Source organism: Mycobacterium paraintracellulare (assembly GCF_000276825.1).
GTDB lineage: Bacteria > Actinomycetota > Actinomycetes > Mycobacteriales > Mycobacteriaceae > Mycobacterium > Mycobacterium intracellulare.
In genome coordinates, this window is sequence record NC_016948.1 from 2,536,261 (window position 1) to 2,557,564 (window position 21,304).

At 66.3% G+C, this 21,304-nt stretch carries 21 protein-coding genes; 7 read left to right on the top strand and 14 right to left on the bottom strand.

Annotated features, from left to right (window positions below; all coding sequences use genetic code 11):
- Positions 1-6: 6 nt before the first annotated feature.
- The 5 genes from OCQ_RS11760 to OCQ_RS11780 all read right to left on the bottom strand — a co-directional run bounded on the left by OCQ_RS11760 (position 7) and on the right by OCQ_RS11780 (position 6,441).
- Positions 7-1,164: a metallophosphoesterase gene (locus OCQ_RS11760; protein WP_008256571.1), complete on the bottom strand. Its 1,158-nt coding sequence runs from the start codon at positions 1,162-1,164 to the stop codon at positions 7-9.
- Positions 1,165-1,193: 29 nt separating this feature from the next.
- Entirely contained in the window at positions 1,194-1,985 is a 792-nt protein-coding gene (locus tag OCQ_RS11765; RefSeq protein WP_014384679.1) for an ABC transporter permease, read from the bottom strand.
- Between the two features lie 64 nt (positions 1,986-2,049).
- The gene (locus OCQ_RS11770) at positions 2,050-2,784 is read right to left on the bottom strand and encodes an ABC transporter ATP-binding protein (protein WP_014384680.1); all 735 of its coding nucleotides are present in this window, start codon (positions 2,782-2,784) and stop codon (positions 2,050-2,052) included.
- Positions 2,785-2,859: 75 nt separating this feature from the next.
- Positions 2,860-3,879 carry an ABC transporter substrate-binding protein gene (locus OCQ_RS11775; RefSeq protein WP_014384681.1) on the bottom strand — a complete coding sequence of 340 codons (1,020 nt, stop codon included), beginning with the start codon at positions 3,877-3,879 and terminating at the stop codon, positions 2,860-2,862.
- 207 nt (positions 3,880-4,086) lie between these two features.
- Positions 4,087-6,441 (bottom strand): CehA/McbA family metallohydrolase domain-containing protein, encoded by a 2,355-nt coding sequence (locus tag OCQ_RS11780; protein ID WP_014384682.1) that lies wholly within the window; start codon positions 6,439-6,441, stop codon positions 4,087-4,089.
- 78 nt (positions 6,442-6,519) lie between these two features.
- On the opposite strand from OCQ_RS11780, the gene OCQ_RS11785 reads away from it, so the two are divergent.
- Together OCQ_RS11785 and OCQ_RS11790 are read left to right on the top strand one after the other, a co-directional pair.
- On the top strand, positions 6,520-7,482 hold the full coding sequence (locus OCQ_RS11785; protein WP_008256578.1) for a LysR family transcriptional regulator: 963 nt from the start codon (positions 6,520-6,522) through the stop codon (positions 7,480-7,482).
- A 553-nt stretch (positions 7,483-8,035) separates the two neighbouring features.
- Complete coding sequence (locus tag OCQ_RS11790; protein WP_036428866.1) at positions 8,036-9,292, top strand: PPE family protein; 1,257 nt, start codon at positions 8,036-8,038, stop codon at positions 9,290-9,292.
- 209 nt (positions 9,293-9,501) lie between these two features.
- Here OCQ_RS11790 and OCQ_RS26030 read toward each other — a convergent pair whose 3' ends face one another.
- From OCQ_RS26030 to OCQ_RS11800, 3 genes are all read right to left on the bottom strand, one after another.
- Positions 9,502-9,966 carry an SRPBCC family protein gene (locus OCQ_RS26030; RefSeq protein ID WP_225331369.1) on the bottom strand — a complete coding sequence of 155 codons (465 nt, stop codon included), beginning with the start codon at positions 9,964-9,966 and terminating at the stop codon, positions 9,502-9,504.
- 207 nt (positions 9,967-10,173) lie between these two features.
- Entirely contained in the window at positions 10,174-10,824 is a 651-nt protein-coding gene (locus OCQ_RS11795) for an AAA family ATPase (RefSeq protein WP_014380118.1), read from the bottom strand.
- Between the two features lie 13 nt (positions 10,825-10,837).
- Positions 10,838-11,194, bottom strand: a complete 357-nt coding sequence (locus OCQ_RS11800; RefSeq protein ID WP_008256608.1) for a type II toxin-antitoxin system prevent-host-death family antitoxin — start codon at positions 11,192-11,194, stop codon at positions 10,838-10,840.
- Between the two features lie 185 nt (positions 11,195-11,379).
- Here OCQ_RS11800 and OCQ_RS11805 point away from each other — a divergent pair, with 185 nt between their 5' ends.
- Positions 11,380-11,937 carry an FKBP-type peptidyl-prolyl cis-trans isomerase gene (locus tag OCQ_RS11805; protein ID WP_179960074.1) on the top strand — a complete coding sequence of 186 codons (558 nt, stop codon included), beginning with the start codon at positions 11,380-11,382 and terminating at the stop codon, positions 11,935-11,937.
- 30 nt (positions 11,938-11,967) lie between these two features.
- On the opposite strand, the gene OCQ_RS11810 is transcribed toward OCQ_RS11805, so the two are convergent.
- Both OCQ_RS11810 and OCQ_RS11815 read right to left on the bottom strand, forming a co-directional pair.
- Positions 11,968-12,411, bottom strand: coding sequence for a limonene-1,2-epoxide hydrolase family protein (locus OCQ_RS11810; protein WP_008256610.1), 444 nt, complete (start codon positions 12,409-12,411; stop codon positions 11,968-11,970).
- A gap of 158 nt (positions 12,412-12,569) precedes the next feature.
- Positions 12,570-13,331, bottom strand: a complete 762-nt coding sequence (locus OCQ_RS11815) for an SDR family NAD(P)-dependent oxidoreductase (RefSeq protein WP_008256611.1) — start codon at positions 13,329-13,331, stop codon at positions 12,570-12,572.
- A gap of 359 nt (positions 13,332-13,690) precedes the next feature.
- Between OCQ_RS11815 and OCQ_RS11820 the strand changes: the two genes are divergently transcribed.
- A complete protein-coding gene (locus OCQ_RS11820) occupies positions 13,691-14,374 on the top strand; it encodes a GAP family protein (protein ID WP_008256612.1) in 684 nt (227 codons plus the stop codon).
- Positions 14,375-14,426: 52 nt separating this feature from the next.
- Entirely contained in the window at positions 14,427-15,194 is a 768-nt protein-coding gene (locus OCQ_RS11825; RefSeq protein ID WP_041784973.1) for a class I SAM-dependent methyltransferase, read from the top strand.
- On the opposite strand, the gene OCQ_RS11830 is transcribed toward OCQ_RS11825, so the two are convergent.
- Together OCQ_RS11830 and OCQ_RS11835 are read right to left on the bottom strand one after the other, a co-directional pair.
- A complete protein-coding gene (locus tag OCQ_RS11830; RefSeq protein ID WP_009957156.1) occupies positions 15,191-16,426 on the bottom strand; it encodes an osmoprotectant NAGGN system M42 family peptidase in 1,236 nt (411 codons plus the stop codon). The two genes, OCQ_RS11825 and OCQ_RS11830, sit on opposite strands and share 4 nt — an antisense overlap.
- Positions 16,427-16,508: 82 nt before the next feature.
- Positions 16,509-17,390, bottom strand: a complete 882-nt coding sequence (locus OCQ_RS11835) for an HpcH/HpaI aldolase/citrate lyase family protein (protein ID WP_009957158.1) — start codon at positions 17,388-17,390, stop codon at positions 16,509-16,511.
- Between the two features lie 177 nt (positions 17,391-17,567).
- Between OCQ_RS11835 and OCQ_RS11840 the strand changes: the two genes are divergently transcribed.
- On the top strand, positions 17,568-18,491 hold the full coding sequence (locus tag OCQ_RS11840; protein ID WP_009957159.1) for a class I SAM-dependent methyltransferase: 924 nt from the start codon (positions 17,568-17,570) through the stop codon (positions 18,489-18,491).
- 18 nt (positions 18,492-18,509) lie between these two features.
- Here OCQ_RS11840 and zwf read toward each other — a convergent pair whose 3' ends face one another.
- A complete protein-coding gene (zwf, locus tag OCQ_RS11845) occupies positions 18,510-20,009 on the bottom strand; it encodes a glucose-6-phosphate dehydrogenase (protein ID WP_014380122.1) in 1,500 nt (499 codons plus the stop codon).
- A gap of 142 nt (positions 20,010-20,151) precedes the next feature.
- Here zwf and OCQ_RS26780 point away from each other — a divergent pair, with 142 nt between their 5' ends.
- Positions 20,152-20,322 carry a hypothetical protein gene (locus OCQ_RS26780; protein WP_162832316.1) on the top strand — a complete coding sequence of 57 codons (171 nt, stop codon included), beginning with the start codon at positions 20,152-20,154 and terminating at the stop codon, positions 20,320-20,322.
- Between the two features lie 4 nt (positions 20,323-20,326).
- On the opposite strand, the gene OCQ_RS11850 is transcribed toward OCQ_RS26780, so the two are convergent.
- Complete coding sequence (locus OCQ_RS11850; protein ID WP_014384686.1) at positions 20,327-21,304, bottom strand: hypothetical protein; 978 nt, start codon at positions 21,302-21,304, stop codon at positions 20,327-20,329.

Genomic DNA, 21,304 nt, shown 5'->3' on the forward strand with positions numbered 1-21,304 from the left:
TGCGCGTCACCTAACGACGGCCGAGCGCGATGCGCCTGTCCGCTCAAGCGAATGGTTCGCCGGTGCCACGAACGCCTTATTGAGCGTGAGGCTCCGTTCGGCCTTGGGATACCAGCCTTGCGGTGCGTATTGGCTGGTGTGCAGGTAGCACTGGACCCGCACCTCAGCTCTGCCGGGCGTGAAGGTGAGCAGCCTGCTGATCGGAAGTGTGGTAATGGGCATATGGTGGCGGCTCAGTGATGCGACGTTGAGAAACCATGTGCCCCAGCGTTGTTCGATATGGGTTTTGCCGCCATAGCTGTCGTCGGGGTGGGTGTGGGTGTGCCCGGCGATCCACAAGTGAACCCGGCCGGGATGTTCGGTGAGGAAGTCTTCGAACGCCCCGGAGTCTGGTTTGCTGTCCACCCAATACAGATAGGACGCCGCGTGTGGGGTTCCGAGTTCGAACGGGCGATGATAGTGCTCCAGCAGCTGCCCGTCCGGCCCTTTGCGAACGCCTTCCCACTCCCCGGAGGCCACGGTGGTGTCCTTGAGGACGTAATGGTGGACGACGATGATGATCGAATCGGGGTTGCTCAGCACCATGTGTTTCCACCAGCGGAACGCCTCGCCGCTGACGACGCCGCCCGGGTTGCCGCCGAGCGGGCCCCGCCCCACGGTCTGGGTGGGTTCGTTGCGGTCGCTGAGCATGAGGAACAAGAGGTTGCCCACCCGGAAGGAATAGTGGTCCCACGCGCCCTCGACTGGATAAGGCCGCGCGTTGGCGTCGACTCCGGAGAATTCGGTGTGCTGTCCAAGGGGATCTACCCACTTCTGCCACCACCATGCCTCGGGCTCGTGTAGGCCGCTGCGGTCGTGATTGCCGCAGACGCTGTAGATGGCCTCGCGTCGGTGGCGACGCAGGCTCGCGAACTGGCGGCGAAGCTCGGATCCCTCGGCGTCGTCGGGAAGATGGTGATGGGCCCCGGACATGTCGCCGACGTCGATGGCGATATCCCACTCGAACGGTGGGCCACCTTCGGATCCGCCGGCCTCCGAATGCGTTATCGCCTCGGCCAGGCTCCGTCTGCCGTAGCGCTTGTCTGTCCCGACGTGCGCATCACCGAACGCCCAAAGACGAAATGGGCTGTCCGGCAGTCGATGATCGTGGTGGTCCTCCGGCATGGGGCTCCTTGTCCGAGTGGATGGTCGAGTCATTCAGAATTGGTTTCGATCAGTCCCCAATACCGGCGGATACGCTGATCGGCCGCGTCGAAGACGGCGTCGATGGCAATGCCGATCAAAAGGATCACGATCATGATGGCCATCGCCGACGGCATATCGCTGAGGTTCTGAGCGTTTTCCAACAGCACCCCGATCGACGCGGTGTCGCTGATCAGCACCACCAATTCGCCGGCCATCAAGCTACGCCAGGCGAACGCCCATCCCTGGCGCAGGCCGGCGACGAACATCGGTAGCGAGGCGGGCAGAACCACGTGCCGGTAGAGCCCAAAGCCGTGCAATCCCAAGTTTTTTGCGACCCGCAGCTGCAGGGGCGGGATTTGTCCGGCTCCGGCGAGCACCCCGGTGGCCACCGACGGTGCGGCGCCGATGACGACGACGAACAGGATCGCCGACGTGTGCAGCCCGAAGAAAATGATGGCGAAGGGAAACCAGGCGATGGCCGGCATGGTCTGCAGACCGGTGATCACCGGCCCGAATGCCGTGCGCAGCAGCCGGTTTTGCGCGATCACTGCGCCGACGACCGAGCCGATGAGCAATGCCAGCGCGAAACCGGCCAGCGCACGGCACATCGTGATCCCGATCGCGTCCCACAGCACGGCCTCATGCAGCCGCTGCCAGAGGTTGGCCGCGACGGTTCCGGGGCCGGGCAGCACGAATGACGGCTTCCACCCGCTGAGGTACACGAGCTGCCAGATCAGCAGAACCATCGCGACGGCAAAGACTTTCGCCCGCATCGCCGCCAGCACCGACCTGATCCGCACCCGGTTTGGGCGCGGCGCTTGGGGCGTCAGCGCAGGCCGGTGACTCTTGGTAGCGAGATCGCTGTCAAGCACCGCCACGGTTTCCCTCGTTCCGTAGCTGGGTGGAGATGCGGGAGGCCAATTCGGCAACGTCCGGGTTGTTGACTCTGTGGCGGCGCGCCACCGGGACCGCGATCTCTTCGACGATGCGACCGGGCCGCGGGCTGAGCAATACGACACGGTCGGCGAGTCGCACTGCCTCGCGAACGTTGTGCGTAACGAACACGATGGTCAGTCCGCGTTCGTCAACGATGCGCTCCAGCTCCTCGTGCAGGCGATCACGGGTCAGGGCATCCAGCGCCCCGAATGGCTCGTCCATCAGCAAGACGTCGGCGTCTTGGGCGAGCGCACGCGCCAATGCGACGCGCTGCTGCATGCCACCGGACAGCTGATGAGGACGCTTGTCGGCGAAGTCAGCCAAGCCCACCGTTTGCAACAAGTCAGTCGTCCGCTGGCGGCGTTGCGGGCGCGGCACCGAGCGCGCCCGCAAGGCCAACTCGACGTTGGCGGCCGACGTCAGCCATGGGAACAGCGCCGGTTCCTGAAACATCAAGGCCACCCGTTGCCCATCGGTGCTGAGCTCGCCGGCGGACGGTTGGTCCATCGCGGCGATCAGCGACAGCAGTGAGCTCTTACCGCAGCCGGATGCCCCCACAACGCAGACGAATTCACCGGAGTTGACCGTCAAGGTGATGCGATCGAGGGCTGTGACGGCCGACCGGCCCCGGCCGTACCGCTTGGTCACGTCGGTGAGCCGCACGGCCCGTGACGTTTGGGCGCTCGCTTCGGCTGGCGGCCCGCTGAGGTGATCAGACTGAACGTAGTGGATCACGGGTCACCTGCGGCTTGCCGGCTCGGCGAGGACTTTGTTGAGCGGTCCCGGCTCGTACAGGCCGCTGATATCGAGTGGCTTCAGCAACCCTATGGCCACGGCCTTGGAGACCTGGTCGCGCAGTGAGGCCATTCCGGGATCGTTGGTGTAGGTGGTTTCCTCGAAGGAGGCCGCGAGTACATCCGGTTCAAGCCCCTTGCCAAGATCTTTCGCCAGCGCGGCATTGGCAGATTGGGCCGCGCCACCGCGGTCCGTGGCGATACGTTCGGTCGCCTCGGCCTGGGCGCGCAGCAGTCCGGCGACCGCGTCAGGATGGGCCGCAAGGAATTCTTGGCGGACCACCAGGACGGTGATGGTGTTGGGGTCCGACCACAGTCGCACCCCACCAGCCTTGATCATCTGCACGTCGAAAGGCGCGGAGTCGATGGCGCCGACGATTTGGTTGGTAAGGAATTGCTGGACGATCGCCGATTCCGGGCTGGTCGGTTTGACCGAAACATCGCCGCCTCCTTGGATATTCGTCTTCAACCCGTTGTGGGCGAGCCAGTCGCGGAGGCTGACGTCCTGGGTCCCGCCGAGCGCGGGGTCCGCCACGGTCTTCCCTTTGAGGTCTGCGGCGGTCTTGATGTCGGGTTTGACGACCATCGAGGTACCTCCGCTGGCCGCGCCGGAGATGATCTTGATCGCTTTCCCTCCCGATTTCTGCCAGGCGTTGAAGGCGGGATTGGGACCGACGTAGGCGGCGTCGAGTTGGCCAGACAGCAGCGCGGTCACTTCCTCGGTCCCTCGACTGAATGGCTTTGCGGTGAAGTTGACTTGGGGTCCGAGTTGCTTGGCGAAGAAGCCGTCGTGGAGAGCCACCAGTGCCGAGGCGTGCGTGATGCGCGGCAGATATCCCAGGCGCAGCGATACGGCGGAGGAGGTCGGCGACGCGCCCTGGCTCGAGCACCCGGACAGCACGGCGACGGTAGCTGACGCGGCGATCAGCGCGATGAGCTTGCTGCCGAATCGGTGCAGTGACATGGTTTCCTCGAATCGAAACGGATCAGAACCTGGCGGATTTGGCCGCGGCTCACAACGAGAGTTGCTGCCGTACCGCGGGAGCGGTGAGTGCTGATGGCGCGGCGGTGCGCGCGCGTCAGACGGCCCTGGGGGCCGGACAAGCCGCGCAGGTGATGCGGCGCAAGTCGATGTGGAGGCGGCGGGTAAGGCCGGTTCGAAGTCGGGTCACTACGGGGTCCCCGTGGTTCGGGTCACGAACAGCGGGCTTGTCCATACCTGATGCCCATCGAATTGCTTGCCGCGCACGTATATTGCGCTGTCGCCCTTGGGCAGCTGCAGGTTGAGTTCGCCGGTGACGGTGGTCGGCAGTGCCTTCGGGTCGGAGATGCGTTCGAGGCGGACGCGCAGATTGAGACCGCCGACGGCGATGTCACGATGTCCCTCGGTGACGAGCTCCGCCCCGGAAAGGCTCGCCCGGGTGCGCAGGCCGTCTTCCTGCACCGTCGCGTCGAGTTCGAAGCGCGCGCGGCTCAGGTCGGCGAGCCGTATCACGATGCCGATATCCGCGCCGTAAGTCTTGGTATCCCAAGCCACGGCCGGTCCGTCGACATCGACGATCTGCTCGGGATGGGTGATCGCCCACGGCGTTACGTGTTCGACGGCGGTGCCATCGATACGCAGTCGGCCCGACCAGCTGGCCCAGCGGTAGCGGTCACGGTGCCGAGCGCCACCCCAGCTGACGCGAACGAGGTTGGGCGAAAGCCCCGTCTCGGCGTGCAGGTCACGACGCCAGAGCAAACCGGCGCTGTCGTAGACCGTCACGTCATCCCATCCCGTCGTGCCGTACAAGGCGTAACCGGCGGTCAGTTCTCCGGCGTCAGCGGCGAACTCGTCACCCATCCAGTTCTCACCGCTGCGCAGCAGGGCGACCGCGCGCGCACCGGTTGTGGCCCAGGTGCGGCGGGCGCGCAGCGAACGACCGACGTCTGCGGCGGAAAGGGCCGGCGCGAGGACGCCGGTGAGCCCGCCGAAGCCGCCGAAGATGTTGGCGCCTGGCGCCCCGGCCCCCGGCCGTCCGCGGTGTTCATCGCTGGCGGCGCTCGCCCCCAGCCGTAGGCCGCGCGCCAGGGCGTCTTCGAAGAACCATGGGCTACTCCCCCAGGCCGAATGCACCTCGATCAGCCGCTCGAGCTCGGGGTGGTGCCAGTCCAGGATCGCTCGTCGCCCGCCCACGTGCGGGATCAAGAGGTAAGACTCCGGGTCCTTCTCGTAGGCGGCGTATAACTGGGTGACCGGCCAGGTCTGCGGGGTGGGCGCCGTGGTCGCCATGCGCTGGTGCCATTCCAGCGAGCGGGCCAACGTGGTGTCCTCACCGAGGAAGACGACATTGTGGTCGCCGCCGGCGCCGGCGGTCCCGCACCACTCCACTCCGGGGTAGCAGACAAACGCGCCGTCCTCGGCGATCTGCCTGCACGCCCTGACGACGTCGTCCCACGTGTCGTCGGTGATCTGAAAGTCGTTGGCGGTATACCCAAGTACGTCGAGCGCGGCGATATCGCGCGCGTAGTGCAGGTTCCAGTCGGTGTCCTGAGTGCCGACGGTGTCGTTGGAATGAACGTGCAGGTCGCAGAAGTACGCCCGCGGCGACGGGAAGTCGTCGACGATGTCGATCACGGTCTCACCGCCCTGCAGCACGGCTGTGCTTGTCTCGGCGGCAACGTCGATGCGGGTGGCGACCGGCGGCACGCGGAGCGACGCCTTGGACCACCCGTTCGCAGGCGTACGGGCGCTGTCCACGACGACACCGTCGATGAGCGCATGCATCGTCGCGGCAACGTCGGAACAGGTGTTGCCCCAACGGTCTTGCAGATGGGCATGCAGGTGCACCGCCGGCGCATCGCTGCGCACGATGCGAGGGCCGTGCACGACGACTCGTTCGGGTGCACCCGGTACGACCGCAATTCGATGCACATCAGCGTGCGCCATGCGCGACGTGCCCAGCGGGTCGACGAACAGGTGGACCTCGAACTCGTCTTCCACGAAAGTCTGCACGCGTGTCCCGGGGCCGCCGAAACGGCGGTCGCCGCAGCGGATCTCGATCACATCACCGGGACGCAGGTACCCGTCCACGACGTGGATCAGTAGTGACTTCTGAAATGGCCGCTCCCCGCCTTTGACGTCATATCTCGTGACCAGGTGCTGCACCGTCGCGGCACTGTCGTCGGAGGCCCCGCCGATCAGCGACCGACTCACCAAGCGGGCGGTCGCGAAGTCGCGGGCGTCCGGCGACGTTGTCTGCAGATCCCAATCCGAGTAGTAGCGGAAGCACAGCTTCAGCCAACCGCTGTCGGCAATGCCGGATCCCCCGACGGTGTAGGTGAACACCAACTCCTCGAGAGAACCCGCGACCACCCGGTCATGCGAGCAGCGCAACTCTCCCAGGAACGCAAGGCGGTCAAACTGTTCGGTGATTTCGTCGCGCACCGCTGCCACCGAGCAGTCGTTGCCGGCCATGCCTGGCTGCGGACGCACCACGATGCCGGCAGCCGCCAAGGCAGCCGGTGACGACGAATCCGCGGACATGCCCTTGATCCTGAAGGCAACGCATCCACGAGTCCAGTGAATAGATATGATGCGATTAATCACGAAAGATGAAGGATTGTGAACCTGCAGCAATTGCGCTACGTCGTGGCGTTGGCCGAGGCGAATAGTTTCACCAAGGCGGCCGAGGCGATGTTCGTCGTGCCATCAGCCTTGAGTCAGCAGGTCGGTCGGTTCGAAAGTGAGATCGGCTTACGGCTGTTCGAACGGACGACCCGCTCGGTCTCGCTGACCCCCGCCGGTGAAGCGCTGATGCCGCTGGTGCGCCAGGTGGTTGCGGGCATTGACCAGATCGCCGTTGACGCACAGGCTCTCGGCGGCACGGTCGTTGGCCGGCTCACGGTCGGGATGATGGAGATCCCATCCGAAAGCCTCGATGTGGCCACTCTGATGGCGACCTTTCACTCGCACTATCCCGACGTCAGCGTGACGTTGCGCAGCGGCGGCAGCGACGTGCTGATCGAGGCGGTCCGCGACCGGAAGCTGGACGTGGCGATCGTGGGCTCCAACGTATCCAGGACCGGCGGTGCCTTGACGTTCACCCATCTGTTCAGCGAGCCGCTCATCGCCGTCATGCCCGCCCACCACCCGCTCACAAAAAAATCATCGGTGTCGATAACTGCGCTGGCCGCATTACCGTTCATCGACTTTCCCCCTGGCTACGGTCTGCGACACGAAACCGACCGCGGCTTCGCCAACGTGACGCGGCGAGTGGCTTTCGAAGTGACGCGTGTCGATGAGGTCACCCACTTCGTGCGCAAAGACCTGGGTGTCGCGTTGCTGCCCGAATCCGTCGCCCGTACCCGCGCTAACGCCGATCCGAGACTGGCACTGCGGCCGGTCGCCGGAGCTGACATGCACCGCCGGGTAAACCTCGTGGCACCGCGCCCTGAAATGCGCTCCGCCGCATGCCAGGCCTTTGTCGGTTGCGTCGCCGACCACATCGAACAGACCGTGCCGTCTCGCGACGCGTTGTCGAAAAAGACTGCGGGAACCTCGAAGCGGACCCGCCGCTCCAACTGATGCATGCCGTCACCTGGTCCGTGGCAGGGCCGGCGTTCGATGGTCGCGCGGTGCAACACATGGACATGCGACTCAGGAGCTGGACGCCATGAAGCAAGCCAACATTCGATGGCGACGCAATATCGTCGCCGTGCGAGCGGGAAGCCGGCAAACGGCCTCGCGGCCAAAACGCCCCTTTCGAATTATTTGACGCCGAGATTTTTACTGATGAAAACTGTTTCATCGGGCAACGTTTCGTGCGGAAGTTGGCTTCCGTTCACGCCGGGGTACTTCCCGATTCGTCCGAGGTAGACGGGGCGCAGGGGCGCTTATGCCGACCCCCATCGCCAAGGCGCGCCCACTGCCCTCCGGGGGTGGTGACCGTGCGGAGTCGGCCCTTGTTGGTCGATGTTGCTTCCGCCGGAGCTGGCTAGTCTTCTGGGCACACGAGCATTCAAGCCATCGGCGGCCAGGGTTTTCGATAGCTGAGCATGCTGAATGCTGTTGAAGGACAACGTTATCGGCGGTTGAGATGCTGGCCGACGTTGGCCATATCCGGATGCGGAGGGAAGCAATGGATTTCGGAGCGTTACCTCCGGAGATCAACTCCGGCAGGATCTACTCAGGCCCCGGGCCGGCCCCGTTGTTGGCCGCGGCGGCCGCCTGGGACGGATTAGCGTCCGAATTACGCGCCACGGCAGCGTCTTACGGGTCCGTCGTCGCAGAGCTGAGAACCGCGTGGAATGGCCCCTCGTCGACGTCGATGGCGGCCGCGGCCGCGCCGTACGTTGCGTGGCTAATCGGCAGCGCCGCGCAGGCCGAGCAGTCGGCCAGTCAGGCGAAGGCGGCGGCGGGCGCGTATGACGCCGTCTTCGCGGCCACGGTGCCGCCGCCGGTGATCGCGGCCAACCGGGCGTTGTTGGCGTCACTGGTCGCGACCAACATCCTGGGCCAAAACACCCCGGCCATCGCGGCCACCGAGGCCCAGTACGCCGAGATGTGGGCCCAAGACGCGGCCGCGATGTATGGCTATGCGGGTTCCTCGGCGGCCGCGACTCAACTGGCCCCGTTCACCGCGCCGCCGACGACCACCGACAGCGGTGCGGAAACCAACCAGGCCGCCGCGGTCGCCTCGGCGGCCCAGTCCTCGGCGAGTTCCAACGTGGAATCCACGGTCTCCCAGGCGCTCTCGCAGGCCCCGGCCGCGACGCAAACCGCGGCGACGGCGACGACGTCGCCGGGAATCTCGCTCGGCCTCGGGGAAGCCACGGGGGGCTTGAAGAGTTTCAACAACTTCCTCAACGTCCTTACCGGGCCCTACTCTCCGATCGGGATCGGGACCGCGGGGAAGGGTTTTTATCAGCTCGCGCTCAATGTCCGCGGGATGGGCGCCAACCTGCGAAGCATCGGTGGCACACTGCATCCGAAAGGCCTCCACGGGGTTCTGGCTCCGCTGCTGCACAGCGATCTGCTGACCGGCTCCACCTCGTTCCAGCCGCCGAGTGCGGGAACGGTGTCGGCGGCAGTGGGCCGTGCCGGTGTCGTCGGGTCGCTGTCGGTTCCGGCGAACTGGGCCTCGGCCGCGCCCGCGATCAGGACCCTGGCCGCCGAGCTGCCCGAGACGATGCTCGACGCCGCACCGGCGATGACCGTCAATCCCGGCCAGGGCCTGTTCGGCCCCACCGCCCTGTCGAGCCTGGCCGGACGCGCCGTCGGGGGCAGCGCCACCCGCGCGGTGGCCGGGCCGGCGGTCCGGGTGCCCGGGGCGGTGGCCGTTGATGACATCGCCACCACCTCCACGGTCATCGTGATCCCGCCGAACGCGAAATAAGGAAAGGCACGGCCATGGTTTTCGCCGATTTGGCGGCGGTGCCACCAGAGGTCATCTCCATCCAGCTCTACGCCGGTCCGCATCCTCTTACGGCTCGGCGATTTCGAATCTGACCAGCGAGTCGCGGGAGGGTCCGTCGTCGGCCTCCATGGCGGCCGCGGCGGCGCTGGTGCGCCGTGCGCGCCCAATGTTGTTGCGGCACTGGTGCGTCAGGTGTTCGCTTGGTCGCTGGTCAAAGCCCGCTCTGCTGTTCGCAGGACCATGCGGATTCCCAATCCGATTAAGGGCGCATAGAGCCGGGTGAATAAGCCAGCGAGGACGGGGCTTTTGAGGCGGAAGCTTGTTGTCCATAGAACTTCGGTGCCTCCCGGCACCTCCTGCAACGTCACCGAGCCACCGCTGTGTTGCGCTGGCGGCACGGTTGACAGGGCTTGGTAGCTAATCGAGTGTGGCCGTTCGAACGCCGTGACCACTTCGGTGACTTTCGAACCCGAGCTGGCGAATTCACGAATTGAGCCGACTCCAAAAGGCTCTGGCCCATCGACCGGGCGAACGCGGGAGTAAAACATCCCCGGTATGTCACTCCAATTGTTTCCGTTAATGAGCCAGTCGAACACCGCGTCGATCGGCGCGGCGATGGTCCGACGCCGGCTTACCGTCCGCATTGCGCCCATCGATCATTCCGACCGGTAGGTTCGCGGGCCACCGGAGCTGCTGCGCAAAGGGCTGACCGCGCGCATCGCGATCGTCACGGTTGCCATCGATGTCAATGCGGGCCTTTCCCTCGAGGTACGAGCATTATCGAACCGAGGCGGGCGACGGGGTCAAGACCGTGCTGGCAAATCGAGAACAATTTGCGGTTCCGAGATCCAGACTCCCGCTTACGATCCCTGCGCGAGCTCCAACGCCGCCGCGACGACCGGCTTGGCCCAAGCCGGTGTGGAGCTCAAGTCGGACGGCCCGACGATGCGGCCGCGGTCCATGTGCAACACCAAGACCGGCTTCGGCGCCTGCCCCTCGGCGGGATCGGCGCTCGCCGAGTTGTCGTACATCCGCAACCCGGTGAGCACCGGCAGTAGTTTCACGAGATTGATCAGGCTGTGGCGGTAACGGCGACGGACGTCGGCGTCGGAAATGTCATGCCCGCCGGCGCGGACCCGTTGGCGGACCCGCTCGATGCAGGTATCGGCGCTGTCGAGGCCGACATAGAAAACATGGACCTCGAGTCCGCGCTTGGCGGCCTCGGCCAGCAGTGCCGGCATCGTGGTGCCGCCGAGCGTGGTCTCGAAGGTGAAGTCGAGGCGTTGATCGATCGCCCGCTGCAGCATCTTTCGGCCCTGTTCCCACGCCGCGGCGTTGGCCTCGGCCTGGCCCAATCCGGGGTTGGCCGCCATGATCTCTCGCGCGGCCTCGTCCGGGTTGTAGTACTCACCGCCCTTGTCGCGGATCGTCGCGCCCACGACGCTGCTCTTGCCGACGCCGTTGACGCCCGCCAACACGTGTATCTGCGCCGGTGTCGTCGTGCGAGCCATGGGCCGCGCCGGATCAGCGCAGCGGCGCGGTGCGTGCCGCCTTCACCGCGGCGGCGCCCAGCTCTTCCGGTGTGGCGTCGAACGCGGCGGCGACCCCGGCTTTGGCCTTCGGCGTCTGCATGGTCGCCAGCAGTTCGTCGAAGCGTGCACTGAGGTCGTCGAGGGCGGGTGCCGCCGTTGCGGCCAGGGCCTCGAATTCGGCGTACGACAGCAGCACTGCCCTGGGGGTGTTGTGCTTGGTGATCACCACCGCCCCGCTGACCGCGGCCTCATCGAAGACTGTGCCGAACTCATTTTTGAGGCGGCTGGCGGTCACCGAGGGGACATCGACGAGCTTGCCGTCGCGGTTGCGGAACGAGACGGTGGACATGGCGCTCCCTCCTTGGTCTGCACCTTAGCCATTCTAGCTGCTTTGTCCATTTTGTACGAATGGCCTATTTTGCGCCGAGAACCTCTGCCTTATCGTTCGGGCACTCATCGAAAAAATTGCGCAGCGCAGTCGCTACAGATGAGCTACCAGCAAGGCGCGCGATGCGTCGCTGTAGCGTGACGGCCGTGAACTCGTTCCGGATGTATTCGTCTGTGGCGCTCGCGGCCGGCGCCGCGGCAACCGCTCTCCTGCTCGCTGGATCGGGCACGGCCAACGCGGCCGACTCGTGCCCAACCGCGGCACCGCTGAATGGTGGAACGCCTGACTGGACCCTCGCCGGGAACACGGGGAGCGTCGCCGTCACCGGGTCCACCGACACGACGGCCCCGCGGGTGACCGTGACGGCACCGTTCGCCGTGACCCAGACGCAGGTGCATACGCTGCGCGCCGGAGATGGACCCGTGGTCTCGAGCACCGCGAAGGTCTCCGTCTGCTACATGGGTGTCAATGGTCGTGACGGGTCGGTGTTCGACAGCAGCTACCAACGCGGCGCCCCCGTCGACTTCCCGCTCACGGGCGTCGTGCCGGGCTTCCAAAAGGCCATCGCGGGACAAAAGGTGGGGTCCACCGTCGCCGTCGCGATGGTCCCCGCGGATGGCTACCCCGAAGGTCAGCCCAGCGCCGGAATCCGCCCGGGTGACACGCTGGTTTTCGCGATCAAGATCCTCAGCACATCGGGCTAGCTCCGCCCGCCAAACACCCTGCGCCGGCGACTAATTCGTCAGCGGGGCGAACATCAGCGCGGGATCGATGCCGAGTTGCTGCGCGACGTGGGCGGTGTCCCAATACTCTCGCCAATGAGCGATCGCACCGTCGCGAACCTCGAAAATGGCTGTGACATAAAACGTGACGGCCACGCCATTCATAGAGTTCACGTCGACTCGTTCGACGACGACGGTGTCGCCGTCGGACACGATCGTGCGGATCTCGCTCCCCTCGACCATGCCGGTCGACAGCGTGTTGTGCTTCTCGAGTTCTGCGCGCGCCGCGTCGCGTCCCCGCACGACCGGGGACAGCGGAACGTGGAGTTGCCACACGAAGTCCTCGGCCATGAGCGCGGTCATCGCGTCGATGTCCATGCTCTCGCCGTAAGCGGCATGTATAAAGTCGACCACGATCTTCTCGTTGTCGTTTTTGGTCGCAACACTTTTCGACATCGCGTTTTCCCTTAAGTGCCAGTGCGGGTGTTCGTCATTCGTCGAACTGTAGAGGGCCGCGCCCGTCGGCGTCCGCGCTTCGCGCGATTCGCGCAGGTATACGAAGCGCTTAGCTCCACGCTGTGGTGGGTACTGCCGTGGCAGCCGCGCGTTCTGCGTCAGACTTGGTTGAATCCACCGTCGGCGGTAACCGTGGATCCCGTGGTGAAGCTGGACAGATCGCTCGCCAAAAAGACCGCGGCATTGGCGATCTCGATGGGATCGGCGAAGCGACCCAATGGAATGGTCGCGATGCGGCCGGCGCGGAACTCTTCGATCGACGCTTCCGGGTCGGTTTGCGCGGCCAGTCTATCGCTGCCCGGGGTGGCGGTGGACCCAGAGACGATGACGTTGACCCGGATGTTGCGGTCGGCGAGCTCGTTGGCCCAGGCGCGGGCCAGTGATCGGACGGCAGCCTTGGTGGCGGCGTAGATGCTCAGCCCGGCGCGGCCGCGGTCGGCGGTGGTGGAGCCCGTCAGGATGACCGAGGCGCCGTCGTTGAGCAGGGGCAGCGCTTTTTGGACGGTGTGCACGACCCCCTTGACGTTGGTGGTCAGCAGCGCGTCGAGGTCATCGTCGGTGATCTCCCCCAGCCGCGCCACCCGGGTCACCCCCGCGTTGGCCATGACGATGTCGAGGCCCCGGCCGGCGGACTCGACCTCCCCATAGAGCCGATCCAAGTCCTCCGGAACGCCGACATCGCCGGCCACGGCGGTTGCCCTCGGTCCCAATTTGCTTGCCGCGGTATCGAGTTCGGTCTGACGCCGGCCCGTGATGAACACCCGTTCGGCACCTTCGGCGAGGAATCGCTCGGCGGTGGCCAGCCCGATCCCCGAATTGGCGCCGGTCACGACGGCGGTCTTGCGGTCGAGCAATCCCATTCAGTTCTCCCGGTGTCGGCGCGGCGGTGTCGGCGGTCTATGCCCGAGTTCGTTTGGAAGCCGGGTCATTTCCAGCAAACCCGATGAGGTATTCGTGCAGCCCCTGCGGTGTCAGCGTGTTCATCGGTGGCGCGCCTCCGGATTCGATGTGCTGTGGCTGTGTGGATGCGTCAGCCGCTTCGTCGACGCCTCGATCATGCCGCGGATCGCCCGCGCTGGCGCCATCGCCCCCTGCGTGAGCGCTCCGGTCTGACCGTATTGTCTGCAGCATGATCGCCGCTTTGATCGTGTCGCCGTGGTCAGTGCCCAGCCGCTTCCGAGCACCCGGCGAATCCGCACGCTAGAGCCGGTACAGGCGCGTGGCAGCTCTGATTCTTGCCCTGGCGGGGCTGGCGTTTCTCGATTCGCTGAACGTCCTCAACGTGGGCGTCGTCTCGGCGGTCATCTTCGACAGCCGGCTCGGTCGCCGCTCCCCCATCCCGGGCGCCTTGAGCTTCGTCGCGGGCGTGTTCGCCGTGACGACCACCTTCGGCCTGTGCACGGTGCTGGGTATCAGCTTCATCACCGAGGCGTTCGATTTTCACATCACGCCGGCCATCCGGTTTCGTGGCGAATTGCTGTTGGGGATCGTGCTGATCGGCTTGGCATACTTCCCGCTGACCGCACAATCGTCGGCGCCCGGCTGGGCGATGGCGGCCATGCGCAAACGTCCGTGGCTGCTCGGATTCCTCGGGCTGGCGGTGGGAAGCGGACAAGCGCCGACCGCGGTGCCCTACCTCACGGGGCTGGCCATGCTGGCCGCGTTGCATCCCCGGCCCCCGCTCTGGCCGCTGGTCATCATCACCTACTGCGCAATCGCGGTGTCGCCGCCGCTGGCGATCCTTGCGCTGTCGATGAGACGAACGGTGCGGGCCGCGCGCATTCAGCGGGGACTGGTGCGCGCGCTCACCCGCTACGGCCCCATGTCGGTGCGGCTTCTGTTTCTCGTTTTCGGGGTCGGCCTCATCGCCGATGCGCTCGTCAATCACAGCGCCCTCTGGTGACGCGCGATCCTTTCTCACGTTCTGCATAGCGAGCTGGATTACGTTGTCGCGTGTGACTGATCGTCAAGCGCGCGCAATGTCGTTCGGATCGATCGCCGAAAACTACGACGGGCTGCGTCCGCAGGCCCCGCGGCAGGCGGTGGACTGGTTGATGCCATCGGAGTGCGAGGTGGCCGTCGACGTGGGCGCGGGGACGGGGCTGTTCACCCGCACGCTCATCGGCAGGGCGGCACAGGTCATCGCCGTCGAGCCCGACGCCCGGATGCGCGCGGTGCTGGCCGAGCGCTCCCCCGGCGTCCGCGTCCTCGAGGGCAGCGGTGAGTCGATCCCACTCCCCGACCGTGCCGCGGACGCCGTGTTCGTCTCGGCGGCGTGGCACTGGATGGATCCCGAACGGGCGGTTCCGGAAATCGGGCGGGTGCTTCGCGACGGCGGGCGCTTCGGCCTGATTTGGACCAGTCGCGATCGCGACGTGGACTGGGTCCGCGACCTCGACCTGCTGCCCGGCGACGAAAGGACTGAGGCGGATGCCCCCGAACGCTTCCGCCAGCTCCACGAAAACGTCACACTCCCCGATCCGCAGATCTTCCACCAGGTGGCCCGCGAGGCGTTCACCTTCGTGCGCACGATGAGGCTCGACGACGTCGTCGGGATGGTGGGCACCTACAGCAGGATCATCACCGCGTCTCCCGACGACCGCGAACGCCGGCTGGCCAACGCCCGCGCTGTGTTGCGTGAGCGCTTCCCCGCGGCTGATTCGATCGACGTCCCCATGCAGTCCCGCTGCTGGCGCGCCGACCGGATGCCCCGCGGCTGTTAGGCCTGGGGTCCCTCCGACGGCGGCCACGGCGTGCCGGGCGACGCCTCGCCCGGGCTTTCGTAATCGCCGCGAGACAGCGGCACCCACCGCTCGCTGGGCGCGGGCTGCTTCGACGACGGAAAGTCGCGCAGACTGCCCGTCGGCTTGGCGTCCCACTTGGCGAACGTCAACGGCGTCTGCAGCCATGCATGCAGCAGGTTGTAGGCGGCTTCGAGCGAATCGATGTGGGTGCGCTCCCAGCCGTGGCTGCCGTCGAGACCGAAGCCGACGAGCGCGGCGCGGGTGTTCGCGCCCGCCTCGATCGCCGCGGCGGCGTCGGAACGGTAGTAGCGAAAGATGTCGCGCGCGAACGGGATTCCCCGCTCCTGGGCGAGGCGGCAGAGCTTGCGGGTCAGGTGGTAGTCGAAGGGCCCGTGCATATCGGCCATCGGGATCGTCACGCCGTCCTCGAGCGAGTGCTGCCCGGGCGCGCACACCGCGTTGTCCACCGACACCAATTCGGCGACGTCGGCGGGCAGCCCGTGGCTGGCCCCGTGGCCGACCTCCTCGGTGATGGTGACCATGATCGTGGTGCGGTGCGGCAGCACCACCTTGTTCTCGGAGAAGTTCTTGGCCAGCGCGAGCGCGATCGCGACGCCCGCCTTTCCGTCCAGGTGGCGGGAGACGATGAAGCCGTCGGCGGTGAGCTCGGGGCTGGTGATCAACGCGACGAAGTCGCCGATTTGCAGGCCGAGGCGAAGCAGGTCCTCGCGCGAGGACACCTTGCGGTCGATCCGAACCTCGACGTGGTCCCAGTCGGTGGGTTGGGTGTCGATCTCGTCGCCGAACGCATGTCCGCTGGACTTGAGCGGCATGACCGTGCCGGTGATGAACTCGTCGGGGTCGTCGATGAAGATGCGCACGCGGGCTCCCGCGGCGAACCGGGCCGAGAAGGTGCCGACCGGGACCAGTCCCAGGCGGCCGTTGTCCTTGAGGTCGCGGACCATGCAGCCGATGGTGTCCGAATGAACCACCAGCGCCCGGTCGGTGGTCGCCGACTCCCCCGGGAGCTCCGCGGTCAGCGCCCCGCGCCGCGTCAGCGTGAACGGCACGCCGAAGTCGTCGAGGATGTCGCCGATCACCTGCATCACGGCATCCGTGCGCCCCGACGGACTCGGGGTCTGCAGCAGTGCGAGCAGCGTGTCGATCATCCACGTGCGGTCGGCCTCGGCCATGGCCGCGGTCTCGCCCACCTTGTCTCCTCTCGAGTCGTCGGGAATCGCGTACAACCTACCGTGTGGCCGACCCCGATCGCTCTGCCCGGCCTAATCCGAGCTAGGAAGCGGTTTCCATCTCCGCGATCAAATCGGCCAGGGCGAGAATCCGCTGGGCGTCGCGCACGTGCAGGCTCTCGATCATGCGGCCATCGACCGTGATGACGCTGGTGCCCGCGGCCCGCGCCTCCTCGTAGGCCGATACGACCTTGCGGGCGTCGTCGAGCTCCTTCTGCGATGGGCCGAACAGCTCGTTCGCCGGGGCGATCTGTGACGGATGGATCAGGGTCTTGCCGTCGAATCCCATTTCGCGGCCGTGCTGCGCCTCGGCCCGGAATCCGCCCTCATCCGTGATGTCGTTGAACACGCCATCCAGAATGATTTTTCCGGCCGCCCTCGCGCCCAGCAGGGCCATGCCCAGCGCGGGGACGACGGGCGCGCGCCCGGGGACGTGCAGGCCGTGCAGCTCGTTGACGAGATCGTTGGTGCCGACCACCAAACCGGCCAGGCGCTCGCTGGCCGACGCGACCTCCTCGGCCCTCAGAAACGCCCGGGGCGTTTCGATCATCACCCACAGCTGCAACGACTTCGGTGCCCCCAGCGCGTCGAGCGCGTCGGCCAGCGCCCGAACCTGTTGGCCCGTCTCGACTTTCGGCACCAGCACCCCGTCGGCGGCCGATCCGGCCACCGCGGCCAAGTCGTCGCTGTGCCAGTTGGTGTCCAATCCGTTGATGCGCACCACGACCTCGCGGGGCCGGTAGCTGTCCGACGAGACGGCCTCGCACACCGTCGCACGCGATTCGGCCTTCGCGTCGGGCCCCACGGCGTCTTCGAGGTCGAATATCAGCACATCCGCCGGCAGCGATTTGGCCTTCTCCAGCGCCCGGGGCTTGTTGCCGGGCAAGTACAGGGCGGAGCGGCGCGGGCGCAGGGTCGGTGCCATAGCGTGATTCGCTTCCTGTCGTCTAGTCGTGCGGGAAAGGAGTCACCTGCATGTGGCGCGTGGTGACCGCGGCATAGCAGAAAGTACCCTTCGGTAGCGGTGGTGTAGTCGCGGGTGGCGGCCGCCCCACGGCCCAATCGGCCGGCGCGGCGGCCGGATCCTGGAAGGGAAACACGGATGTCATCGATCGATTCGGCACGAAGCGAGGGCGATAGCTGGGACCTGGCCTCCAGCGTGGGGGCGACCGCGACGATGGTGGCGGCCTCCCGGGCGTTGGCGTCTCGCGAGCCGGACCCGCTGCTCGACGACAGGTTCGCCGAGCCGCTGGTGCGGGCGGTCGGACATCCCTTCTTCGTCCGGATGCTGGACGGCCAGATCCCGCTCGACACCGACGACTCGCCGATGACACTGCAGCAGCGGCGCGAGCAGATGACGGTGCGGACCAGGTTCTTCGACGATTTCTTCCGCGCCGCGACGGCGGCCGGCGCACGCCAGGCCGTCATTTTGGCCGCCGGGCTCGACGCCCGGGCCTACCGGTTGTCGTGGCCTGCGGGCACCGTGGTTTTCGAGGTCGACCAGCCCGAGGTCATCTCGTTCAAGACCGACACGCTCGCCCAGATCGGCGCGGAACCGACCGCCGAGCGCCGCACCGTCGCCATCGATCTGCGCGATGATTGGCCAACCGCCTTGCGCGGCAGCGGTTTCGACGCCGACTCTCCAACCGCCTGGATCGCCGAGGGCCTACTGCCCTACCTACCGCCGGAAGCCCAAGACAGGTTGCTGGACAACATCACCGCGCTCAGCGCCCCGGGTAGCCGGCTGGCCACCGAGAACATCACCGACATGAGCGTGTTCACCGACGAGCGGGCCCGGGCGATGCGCAACAACTGGCGCCAGCACGGCCTCGACATCGACGTCGCCGAACTCGTCTGGCTCGGGGAGCGCCGTCCGGCCGCCGAGCACCTGTCCACGACCGGCTGGAACGTCACGCGCCACCCCACCGAACAGGTGTATGCCGACTACGGTTTCGCGATGCCCGACAACGAAATCCTCAAGCGATTCCGTCACGCCATCAGTTACCTCAGCGCCGAGCTGAGCTGAGTTGATCCGGCGCCCGCGTCAGGGCCTGGCGTGGCGCCACTCCCGCTCGAACGGCAACCGCCAGGCGTTCGGCGCGATCAACTGGTGAATGGCGTTGGGCCCCCAGGTTCCCGGCTGGTACAGCTTGACCGCAGGTGGATCGGTGAGGAGCTCTTCCGAACGCTCCCATAAGGATTCGATGCCTTCCGCGGTATTGAACAGGGTGTGGTCGCCCCGCATCGCGTCGAGGATGAGCCGTTCGTAGGCCTCCAGCACATCGACGACCGTCTCGATCTCCTGCGAGGAGAATTGCATGGACAGCTTGTCCAGCTTCATGCCGGGGCCGGGCCGCTTGCCATAGAACGACAAAGACACCTTCGAGTTGTCGGCGAGGTCGAACGTGAGGTGATCGGGACCCTGGGTTCCCACCCCGGATCCGGGTGGGAACATCGTGCGCGGGGCCTCCTTGAACGCGATGGAGATGATGCGGATGCCCTCGGCCATCTTCTTGCCGGTCCGCAGGTAGATGGGCACCCCGGCCCACCTCCAGTTGTCGATGCCGACCCGGAGGGCGATGAACGTCTCGGTGTCGGAATCCCTTGCCACCCCGGCTTCGTCGCGGTATCCCTGGTACTGGCCGCGCACCACATTCGAGGGCTTGACCGGCAGCATCGACCGGAAGACCTTGTTCTTCTCTTCGCTGATGGCAAAGGGTTCGAGCGCGGTCGGCGGCTCCATCACCACGAACGCCATCACCTGGAACAAGTGGGTGACCACCATGTCCTTGTATGCGCCGGTCTCTTCATAGAAGCTCGCTCGTTGATCCAGGCCCAGTGCCTCGGGGATATCGATTTGGATGTGGTCGATGAAGTTGCGGTTCCAGATCGGTTCGAACAGCCCGTTGGCGAAGCGGAACGCCAAGATGTTCTGGGCGGCCTCTTTGCCCAAGAAGTGGTCGATGCGGAAAATCTGGGATTCCTCGAAGGTTTCGTGCACGAAGTCGTTGAGCGCCACCGCGCTGGCCAGATCGGTGCCGAATGGTTTCTCCATCACGACCCGTGAGCGGTCGACCAATTTCGCGTCGCGCAGCATGGTGATCACCGCGCGCGCCGCCTTGGGCGGCACCGACAGGTAATGCAGCCGCCGGGCGTTGGGGCCCAGGTTGGCTTCGGCGTCCGCCACGGCGGTGGCCAGCGCTTCGGGTCCGGCGCCCTGCGGGACGTAGGTCATGATCCTCGCGAAGTTCGCCCATTGGTCGGGTGTGAGCTTGTGTGTCCCGAATGAATCGATCGCGTTCTTGGCGAGCTCGCGAAATTCGTCGTCGGTCAAGTCTTCCAGTGAGGTGGCGACGATCTGAATGTTGGGCGCCAGCTCGGACTGGTCCAAGTAGGCCAGGCCGGGGATGAGCTTTCGCTTGGCCAGATCCCCCGTCGCGCCGAACAGGACGATGACGTGGGGGTCCAACGGATCGGGGTGGTGGCGACGCGGGCGTGCGTCGGGCGCGGGGTACGAGATCGTCTGAGGTTTTGCGGTGGCCACTCCTGCGATACTTCCACCGCCGCGACGCTCTGTCGCCCCTGTTCTCCGGTTGCGGCCGGTTAGCGATCGCTCGATCGGGTATGGGATAGCGGCGGCCCCCGGCATCGGGGTTCGCCGCCCCACCAAGCCAACGGAAAGCGACATGACAAAGCCCGATAAAGACCCATTGAGCCGCGCTCAGGAGCTGGAGAACATCGTCGATCGGCTCGAGGAGAAGGTCGCCGGGGACCGCGAAGCCGAAGACGTCCCCGGCAAGCCCAGCGACCGGGAGCATGCCGCCGTCCGAGGCTCGGACAACGAGCCGCCGGACTAGCGAGTCATCCGCTCGGCAGATCTATGGCGTGAGCCTTCAGCGTCGCCAGCGTTTCCGGTGCCGGCCACTCGTTGGCTCGGTATCGCGCCGGGGTGATCCCCGCGACGGGCAGGATGCCCACCACGTCGACGACCGTGGCGAACGGCACGGTGAACTTGTCCGACACGTTCGACGGGTCGCCGACGAGGAACGTCACGTAATCGGTGTGGGGCAGCTCCCAGGCCGGGCCCTGCCCCCACACCGTCGTGGTGCGCCGCCCCCACGGCGTGTCGATCACCTGGGCCTCGCCGACGTATTGCGGGAACAGTTCGCGCTCGTAATGCTGCCGCAGGTAGTCGGTCTGGTGTTGGTATTCCCTTGCGGCCAAGAGGCTTCGAGCCGCCAGGCCGTACCCGCGCAGCGGGTGCGGGCCGGCCTGATCGAACGGCACGATGATGGCGCCCGCAATGGTGTAGCCCTGCGGCGAGACAGGTTGTTCGGCCTCGAGGTACAGCTGCTCGGCGACCTCGAAGAGTTCGGCCACCTGGTCGGGGGCGTCGGTGCCCAGCACCAGCGACCCGTCCCCGGGGAAGAACACCAGCGGTCGTGGGCCGCCCGCCACCGCCAGCGAACCCAGCCACCCGGTGGCCAGAATCATCGAGTCGACATAGCTGGCACCGTCGGCGTCCTTCAACAGATACTTCTCGCCCGGTGTGAAGACCTGCTGACGCGCGGTCAGATTCTCCCGGGCCACCGCGAACGCCTGGTCGCCGGTAATGCCCCAGGCGCCGGCTTCGGCCGGCGTCACCATGGCCCGAACCGTGGGAAGGTCCACGACGACCATCTCGTTGATGTGCGGGAACACCGGACGGACCCAGGGCTGCGCCCCGTTGTTGACCAGCTGATTGGCGTAGCTTTGCGGCCGCAGCACCGGCCTCAGCAGGGGTTGGGCTTCGCCCCAATCCAGCGGCGGTGTCGACGATTGGTCGCTTGCCATGTCCAC